We start from the raw sequence: 8350 nt of genomic DNA, 5'->3' as shown, positions 1-8350 counted from the left end.
ATACAAAACGCCCGATGCGGTGCATCGGGCGTCTCTGTTGCAATAAAACCTGTCAACCTATTTTAGGACTGGACAGTGTCGCTAAATCCCATCCATCCGTAGCTGCCCCAAGCTTGCCGCCAGTCGCAGTCTTGCCGTTTGCCAGTTGGCTAGCGCCAGTATGCGCTGCTGCTGGGCGCTGGCCAGGTCGCTTTGCGCTTTCAGCAGCTCAAGGATATTTCCCACTCCCGCCTTATAGCGTCCCTGCGCCACATCGAAAGACTGTTTCGCGCTGCGTAAGAGAATGTCGGTGGTGTTCAGGTTTTCGGCTTCGGTACGCAAGGCCTGGTCGCTTTTCCACACTTCCAGCATCACCTGCTGTTCGACATTCTCCAGGTCGGCCTGCTTGCTCTCGGCCTGGGCTTGCGCGCCGCGCACCTTGTATTTGCGGCTGAAGCCGTCGAACAAGGGAATGTTGATCTGCAAGCCGATGCTGCGGCTGGTGATGGTTTGCCTGGACGACACCTGGGTGATCGGCGTGTCGTTGCGGTCGCCGGTGGCAAACAGCGATAGCGTCGGCCGGCCGTCGGCGCGGGCGGCGTCGACCTGGGCCTGTGCCGATTTCAGTTGCGCTCGCGCCGCCAGGATTTTCGGATGGGTCCGTGCGGCTTCGGCGATCAGGTCGCCGACGGCTTGCTGCAGCAGCGGCGCATCGGCGGCTTGCCGGCCCAGGTCGGCCAGCGTCAGCGCCGTGTCCGGCCGCCAGCCCATGGTAATGGCCAGGGCGCCGATGGCGCTTTGCAGGTCGCCTGCCGCTTGCGCCCGTTTCAGGCTGGCCTGGGCGTAGGAAGTCTGGGCCTGCAACTTGTCTGCCAGCGTGCCGGCGCCGGCGGCATGCTTGGCTTCGCTGGCCTGGAAGCTGCGCTTGGCGGCCTGTTCCGCATCCATGGTTGCCGCCAGCATGGCTTGCGCGGCCTGGGCCTGGTAAAAGTTTTGCACGGTATTCAGGAACACCGTCTGCAGCGTATCGTCCTGGGTCGCATTGGCGGCATTCAGCAGCTGCCGTGCATTTTCCAGGTTGGCGGCGCGCAGGCCGAAATCGAACAGCACCCAGCTTAAATTCAGGTTGGCATTGCTGCTGTGGGTTTTGAGCGACGAATCGCTGTCTGGAAAGTCTGGATACGTGTAGCGATTATCGGCTTTGCTCCAGTTGCCGCTTGCGGTCAGGGTCGGCAGATAGGCGGCGCGGCTCACGCCCAGCGCTGCCGCCTGCGCTTTGACATTGGCCCAGGCCTGGCGGGTTTGCGGATTGCGGCATAACGCGCGCTCGACGGCGTCCAGCAGGGTCAGCGGATCGGGCAGCTGCGGGCTGAAGCCGCAGCTGCTGTTGCCGGCCAGGAGCGCTGTGGCAGGCGTGTTCGTCACTGCATTCGCCGTGCGCAACGGATCGGCCCAGATCGAGTCCGCGCGGCTCGGCGCGCACGCCAGCAACGCCAGCGCCAGCAGCGGCCATAAGTTCGGACGCAACATGTCTTTTACCGAAGCTGTCATGCCGGCGTTTCTTCCATCAGCGCCGGCAAGCGCAGGTCGTCGATTACCTTGCCGCCCGCCAGCTTGATCACGCGGTCGGCGCTGTTGATGGTTTCCGGCCGGTGCGCGACGATCACGCGCGTGATGTTGATGGATTTGATGGCGGCATTGACCAGGTGCTCGCGCTCGATATCGAGATGGCTGGTGGCTTCGTCGAGGAACAGGATCTGCGGCCGCTTGTAAAGCGCGCGCGCCAGCAGCACCCGCTGTTTCTGGCCGCCCGAGAGGATGGTGCCCATGTCGCCGACCAGCGTGTTGTAGCCCATCGGCATGGCGGCGATATCGTGGTGGATCGCCGCCAGCCGGGCGCATTCCGCGATCCAGGCATGGTCGGCCTGGGGATCGAAGAAGCTGATGTTGTCCGCCAGCGAACCGGCGAACAGCACGTCGTCCTGCAGCACGGTGCCGATCATCCGGCGCAGTGCGTCCAGGCCGACATGGCTGACGCTCTGGCCGCCGATCAGCACCTCGCCCTGAGTCGGCGCCAGGATGCCGAGCAGGATATTGATCAATGTCGTCTTGCCGCCGCCGGAAGGCCCGACGATAGCGACCGATTCGCCGGCTGCAATCCGGAACGAGACGCCATCCAGCACGTAGGGCTCCTGCTCGGCGTAGCGGAAGCGCAAGCCGCGCGCCTCCAGCGACGGCGTCAACGGCGTCTCCTGCTCGCCGGCGAGGCGGCCATGCGTGGTTTCCGGCTGCTGCAGCACGATGTCGGCCAGCCGTTCGCCTTGCAGCTGCAGCATCTTGACCTCGACGAATTTGTCGATCAGCGAGCTGACGCGGTTGTCGAACTGGCCTTTGTAGGCATTGAAGGCCATCAGCACGCCCACCGTGAAATTGCCGTCCATGACCATCCTGGCGCCGAGCCAGATGATCAGGATGTTTTCAATGCCGAACAGCACGCCGTTGAGCGACTTGTAGAGCAGGTTCAGTTTCTGGGTGCGCAGGTCGGCGTTGACCTGGTCGACCAGCAAGCTCAGCCAGCTGGCGCGGCGTTCATCCTGGCGCTGGAACAGCTTGATGGTCTTGACGCCGCGTATGGTTTCCAGGAAATGGGTTTGCTGTTTCGCGGCATGGATGATCTGTTCTTCCGTGGCGTGGCGCAGCGGCGCAAACCAGGCCCAGCGCCCCAGGCCATACAAGGCCATGGCGCCGATCGCAACCCAGGCCAGCAGCGGGCTGTAGATGAACATCAGCACCAGCGTGACGACGGTCATCACGCCATCCAGGATCGCTTCCAGGAACGAGGTTGTCAGCGTGTGCTGGATGGCGCCGACCGCACCGAAGCGCGATACCACGTCGCCCAGGTGGCGCTTTTCAAAATAAGCCACCGGGAGCCGCAGCAGATGGGTAAGCACATTGGCTTGCCATTGCACATTGAGGGTCGTGCCCATGTACATCAGGACCCAGCTGCGGGCGACGTTGACCGCCTGCTGCATCAGCATCAGCAGGCCGAAGCCCAGCGCCAGGGTGGTCAATAAATCACGGTCGGCGGAGACCAGCACATTGTCGATCACCCACTGCAGGAAGAACGGGCTGACTACCGCAAACACTTCCAGCGCCAGCGACAACAGCAGGATCTGGCCGAAGGAGCGATACAAGCCGGTGACGCGGCCCAGCAAGGCGCGCAAGCGCACCGCCTGTTTCTCTTTCGCCGGCTTGAAGCCGGGATTCGGCCACAGTTCGAGCGCCACGCCGGTAAACGATTTGGCCACTTCTTCCATAGGCAGCTTGCGGATGCCGAAGGCGGGATCATAGACCGTCGCCGAGCGCGGCCCGACCTCCTGCAGCACCACGAAATGATTCAGGTTCCAGTGCAGGATGCAGGGCAGCTTGAGCTGCGCCAGGTCCTCGAGATCAAGCTTGAGCGGGCGCGTTGCAAGCTCCAGCTCGCCGGCGATCGCGATCAGGTCGCGCAAGGTCGAGCCTTTGAGCGAAACCGGGAAGCGGCGCCGCAGCGTGGCCAGGTCGGTGCGGTAGCCGTGGTAGCCGGCCACCATGCCCAGGCAGGCGAGCCCGCATTCCGTTGCTTCGGTCTGCAGCATCAGCGGCAAGGCCGGGGCCAGGCCGAAAGAGAGTCGATTGAGCATGGTCAAAGCTTGCCGGTCAGGCTATAGAGGGGTTCCAGCACCCATTCGTAGAGGCGGAGTTTTTCTTGCCGGACATCGGCTTCCAGCAGCATGCCGGCTTGCAGCGCCTGCTGCTTGCCGTAGGCGATGACCTGCTGCGACGCCAGCCTGACGCTGATGCGGTACATCGGCTCGCTGTTGCTGCTGCCGGCGGGGGCGCCGATGGTGTTCAATTCATTGTTCGGCAGCGCCGTTTTCGCCACCGATTCCACCACGCCCTTCTGGTGGCCGAATTTCTGGTACGGATAGGCTTGATAGCGGATCAAGACCTGGTCGCCGGGACGCACGAAACCGATGGCCCGGCTCGGCGCATACAGTTCGGCGCGCAAGGCGGCGCCGGCCGGCACGATGCTGACCAGAGGCCGGTTGCCGTCGACCGACTGGCCGGCGTCGGCAATCACCGCGGTTGCGGTGCCGGCTTCAGGGGCGGTGACGGCGATGCGCCGCTTGGCTTCGCTTTCGCTCAGTTCCTGGCCGGTGCTGGCGAGCGTGCGGTCAATCTGCGCCAGCTGGTTCTGCTGCTTCAAGGACAGGCCGCTCAGCTCGGTTTGCTGCGCCGACAGTTCGCGGCCGACAGTGATGCGGTCGCGTTCCAGGCTTTGCTGGCGGTTCTTCTGGTCGAGCAGGTCTTCCTGCTTTTGCTGGAATTGTTCTTTCGAGATGTAGTCTTGCTGCAGCAAGCCCTGGTAACGCTGCAATGTCTCCTGCGCCAGCTTGACGCGGTCCTGCTGGCCTGCGATCTGGTTGTCCAGCTTGGCCAGCTCATTGCCGAGGGCGGCAATTTTATTGTTCAAGCCGGCACGTTCGTCCTGCTGCAGCTGCCGCGTCTTCTGCATTTCATCGCGCAGGCTGGCCTGGCGCTGTTCAACCTGGCTGCTGATGGCCGCCTGGGTCGCACCCAGGGTGCTGCTCTGGCGCTCGCTGGACAGCACGTACAGCACCGCGCCGGCCTTGACCTGCTGGCCTTCCTTGACGTGCTGTTCGATGACGATGCCGCTCTGCGGCGCATAGACCTTGATCAGGCCGGCATCCGGGATCAACTGGCCGCTGACGGTGCTGTGCCTGGTGTAGCTGCCCCAGGCCAGGAAGGCGCAGATGATCGACGCCAGCAGTACGGCGAAGGCAGTCAGGAAGGCGAACGAAAGCGGGCGGACCAGAACGATGTCGCCCAGCCATTTGGCCTGCTGGGCGGCAAGCGCCTGTTCTCGGAATAGGGACATATTGCTTTGAAATGAAAAAAACACGGCAGGGATATGCCGTGTTTTCAACTGGGAAGTTTATTTCAGGTTGAGCCGCCGTTTGTCGGGGGAACAACTACCGGAGGAGTCGTGGCGCCGCAGCCGGTCGATTTGGCCGGAGCGCAAATTGCAAACAGGCTGGAGAGGCAATCGGCGAACAAATTGAACAAGCCGCAGCCGCCGCTTACTTCGTCGATTTCTTTCATTGATAATTGCTGGATAGCCATATTTTTTCCTTTATTGATAAAGACCGCCAATCATGGCGGCCTCGTTGTCCCATGCTGATAATTGCCTTGCAATAACATTGAATTATTAGAACAATAAAATATCAATTGATTATTGCAAAAATATTATTATTCATATGGCTTGGCTCTGACAATAAGGAAATGCCAACATTAACAATAGTTGACATTTTTAATCAATAAAGATTTTTTGGATTTGATATTCAAAGCGATTAATGATGTCGGTTGGAAATTTTTAATTGTCCAATAAGGAAATGGCCGCATAAAATCGCTGCATGCGTCAATCACTTTGACGATCAATCAGATAGGCGGGTATGTGCGATATTATTGTATTGCAGCAATAACCGGCAAGGCTCTCTGCCTGCGCGAATGGTTAGAATAGTTTGAGCGCTTCGGCCGGTTTAAGCCGCAAGCGTTATCGCTGCAAGGGTTTTATTACGGAATTGCGGCCGGCGCCGGATAAGTGGCTGGCGGCCCGTTTTCTCTAGCGTTTATCTTATTGCCTTTCGCGCGGAACATATCCTGTCATCCGCCACACCCCATTCGGATCCAGCTGGAAGCTGATCAATTCGAAAACCGTATGGCCATCCTTGAGGTCGGTTGCATAGTCGATATTGGCATACAGCCCGGCTGGCGTGCCCTGTGTGTCGGCGTCATAGCGGATCCGCACCACAGACGCCCACCGGCGCCCGGATACCGCACCGATGGTGGATCGCGCCTGGTTCATGTTCTTGATGAAGGTTTCCTTGGGAATCCGCATTTTCACGAAGCTGGCAGCGTTCTCCCAGACATCGCTCGCAGCGTTGCCGTCAATCTGTTGCAAAACGCTCAATCCTTTCTGGATCAGTCCGTCGGCTGATGTGCTTTCCTGCGCGATTGCGCCATGCGACATGCTTGCCAGCAGGCAGAGGAACAAGCCGGGGATGAGATTGAAGATGCGTTTCATGAGGGTTCCTTATGATTCAAGCGTTGTTTTGGCGCTGCCATTCTAATGATGTTTTTTTGAAAGCCGCAAGCAGAAAATTCGGCAGCCGCAGCGGCTGAACCGGGTAATCGAAAATCAAATCGATTCCACATTTATCGGATTGCCTTCAATTTAATTTCTTTATTTAAAAATAAAAGAATGGCCGTATCCGGAATATATGGATGGTTTTAATTCCAGGGTTTGAAAAATAAATGTTAACTTGGTTTAAGGAAATTTAAATAAGGATTTTTATTTGTTGCCATAGAGAATAAAGAAATTCCGGCAGCTAATTTCATTTTCCATAAAGAAAATAAATGTAGTTATTTAATCACAATAATTGTCAACGAATGTCACATATAGACATAAATTGTCAATTAACGTTTCTAGGTCAAATTTTAACTATTGTTTTTTTGTAGTATCCCCTCCGTATTCTCCAAAAAAATCTGCCGTCGCGAGAATCTCATCCGGATTTATATCGATCCGTTTGTTGAGGTATCCGATGTCGTCTGCGCAATCTGCCTGATTCATCACCACAAGCCGTACCGATTTTTATATAGAGCCAACCATGAATAGAATTTACCGCACTGTCTATAGCGAAGCGCTAGGAGCTTGGGTCGCCGTCTCTGAAAATACGGCGGGCCGCGGCAAGCGGAGTAAATCATCTTCAATCGGTGCCGCAGTGATAGCTGTCATGATGGCGGGAGCTGGAATGAATTCCGCTCACGCGCAATATAAAGCTGGCGGTGGCAATGCTACGGCCGGCACCAATGCTATTGCTATCGGTTCGGACCCAACTGGCACTAACACGCCAGGCCAAAGCCCGACCGCGACGCAGAACGGGGCAGTTGCCATCGGCGGCAATTCGACTAGCGGGGCGACCACGGCCAGCGGCGTGAACTCGACGGCATTCGGCACTTCGGCCCAAGCCACCAACACTGCTGCGACAGCACTTGGCCAAGCCACTTCAGCGACCGGCCAATTCGCCACGGCAGTGGGCAGCGCATCGCAGGCAACGGCAAACTACGCGACCGCGCTCGGCGGCAACAGTTTCGCCAGCGGCAATTACGTTATCGCTTCGGGCATAGGCGCTACGGCTTTGGGCGGCAATGCGACCCTGGGGGCGCGCGCAGCCGGCAGCGACTCCATTGCCATCGGCGGCCAGTCGTCGGTGGCGAGCGCCGGCAATTCCGGCATTGCCATCGGCCGGGCGGCTACTGTCAGCAGCTCTTTTGGCGTTGCATTGGGTGATTCTGCCAGCGCAGGCGGGGCTGCCGGGGTAGCTATCGGTCAAAATGCCAAGGCTACGCTTGCAAATGATATGGCTTTAGGAACGAATGCGATTGCAACCGGGGGAGGCGCCACGGCTCCTTCCGTTGCATTCGGCAATAGCGCCAATGCTACTGGCAGCGGTTCCACGGCATTTGGCACGTTGGCAACTGCTTCGGGCGCGACTTCAGCAGCATTCGGCTATGCTGCGACGACCGGCGTCAATGCGGTGAATGCCCTGGCTCTCGGTACAAGCTCCACTGCTGGCGGAAATCGCAGCGTCGCCATTGGCTCCGGAGCCAACTCTGCCGGCGATTACTCATCGGCCATCGGCCGCACGGCAAGCGCGACCGCGGCTGGCGCAACGGCGCTAGGCAGCAATGCCACTGCTGGCGCGTCAGCTGCCGCGGCCGATGCTATCGCTATCGGTGGGCAGTCCACCGTTGCTTCGACGGCGACGTCCGGCATTGCTGTCGGGCGCGGCGCCGCGGTCAATGCTGCCTCTGGCATTGCGCTTGGCGATGCCGCCAACGCCAGCGTGGCTGGCTCGGTGGCGTTAGGCCAGGGGGCGGCCACAACCGGAACCGCGTCATCCGCCACCGGCGGTACCGGCAGCGTCAGCAACGCCACGATAGGCGGCACGACATTTGGAACGTTTGCCGGCGCAAGTTCTGCCGCCGGCGTAGTGAGCGTAGGAGCGAGCGGTTCAGAGCGCCGGATCCAGAACGTTGCCGCCGGCCTGATAGGCGCCAGCAGCACGGATGCCATCAACGGCAGCCAGCTGTATACGGTGGCAAGCACGGTGGGCTCCAATATTGCCAGCCTGTCGACGTCTACTTCGACTGGCCTGAGCACGACTAACAGCAGCGTTTCGTCGCTGTCGACTTCGGCCTCGACGGGCTTGAGCACCACGAACAGCAATGTGACTTCGTTGTCGAC

Annotated in this window: 5 protein-coding genes and 2 pseudogenes; 2 read left to right on the top strand and 5 right to left on the bottom strand. The window is 59.4% G+C overall.

What is annotated here, in order from left to right; translation table 11 throughout:
- Positions 1 to 81: 81 nt before the first annotated feature.
- From AC07RZ_RS23185 to AC07RZ_RS23165, 5 genes are all read right to left on the bottom strand, one after another.
- Positions 82 to 1530 carry a TolC family protein gene (locus tag AC07RZ_RS23185; protein WP_494669749.1) on the bottom strand — a complete coding sequence of 483 codons (1449 nt, stop codon included), beginning with the start codon at positions 1528 to 1530 and terminating at the stop codon, positions 82 to 84.
- Positions 1527 to 3668: a peptidase domain-containing ABC transporter gene (locus tag AC07RZ_RS23180; protein WP_494669748.1), complete on the bottom strand. Its 2142-nt coding sequence runs from the start codon at positions 3666 to 3668 to the stop codon at positions 1527 to 1529. The genes AC07RZ_RS23185 and AC07RZ_RS23180 overlap by 4 nt, the downstream gene beginning before the upstream one ends.
- Positions 3665 to 4921 carry an HlyD family secretion protein gene (locus tag AC07RZ_RS23175; RefSeq protein WP_494669747.1) on the bottom strand — a complete coding sequence of 419 codons (1257 nt, stop codon included), beginning with the start codon at positions 4919 to 4921 and terminating at the stop codon, positions 3665 to 3667. Before AC07RZ_RS23175 ends, AC07RZ_RS23180 begins: the two co-directional genes overlap by 4 nt.
- 62 nt (positions 4922 to 4983) lie before the next feature.
- Entirely contained in the window at positions 4984 to 5196 is a 213-nt protein-coding gene (locus tag AC07RZ_RS23170) for a hypothetical protein (protein WP_494669746.1), read from the bottom strand.
- Positions 5197 to 5677: 481 nt separating this feature from the next.
- Complete coding sequence (locus AC07RZ_RS23165) at positions 5678 to 6127, bottom strand: DUF4019 domain-containing protein (RefSeq protein ID WP_494669745.1); 450 nt, start codon at positions 6125 to 6127, stop codon at positions 5678 to 5680.
- Between the two features lie 583 nt (positions 6128 to 6710).
- On the opposite strand from AC07RZ_RS23165, the pseudogene AC07RZ_RS23160 reads away from it, so the two are divergent.
- A pseudogene (locus AC07RZ_RS23160) lies at positions 6711 to 6833 on the top strand (ESPR domain-containing protein); the annotation flags it as partial.
- Positions 6834 to 7037: 204 nt separating this feature from the next.
- Positions 7038 to 8350, top strand: a pseudogene (locus AC07RZ_RS23155) (ESPR-type extended signal peptide-containing protein); the annotation flags it as partial.

The organism is Collimonas sp. GW821-FHT07E08, assembly GCF_059418905.1.
The sequence above is the reverse complement of the archived record's forward strand: the minus strand, read 5'-3'. Positions and strand labels throughout refer to the sequence as shown.

Excerpts from the sequence above, each read along its gene's own strand:
- AC07RZ_RS23165 (WP_494669745.1), bottom strand. The coding sequence starts at position 6,127 with ATGAAACGCATCTTCAATCTCATCCCCGGCTTGTTCCTCTGCCTGCTG.
- AC07RZ_RS23185 (WP_494669749.1), bottom strand. The coding sequence starts at position 1,530 with ATGACAGCTTCGGTAAAAGACATGTTGCGTCCGAACTTATGGCCGCTG.
- AC07RZ_RS23175 (WP_494669747.1), bottom strand. The coding sequence starts at position 4,921 with ATGTCCCTATTCCGAGAACAGGCGCTTGCCGCCCAGCAGGCCAAATGG.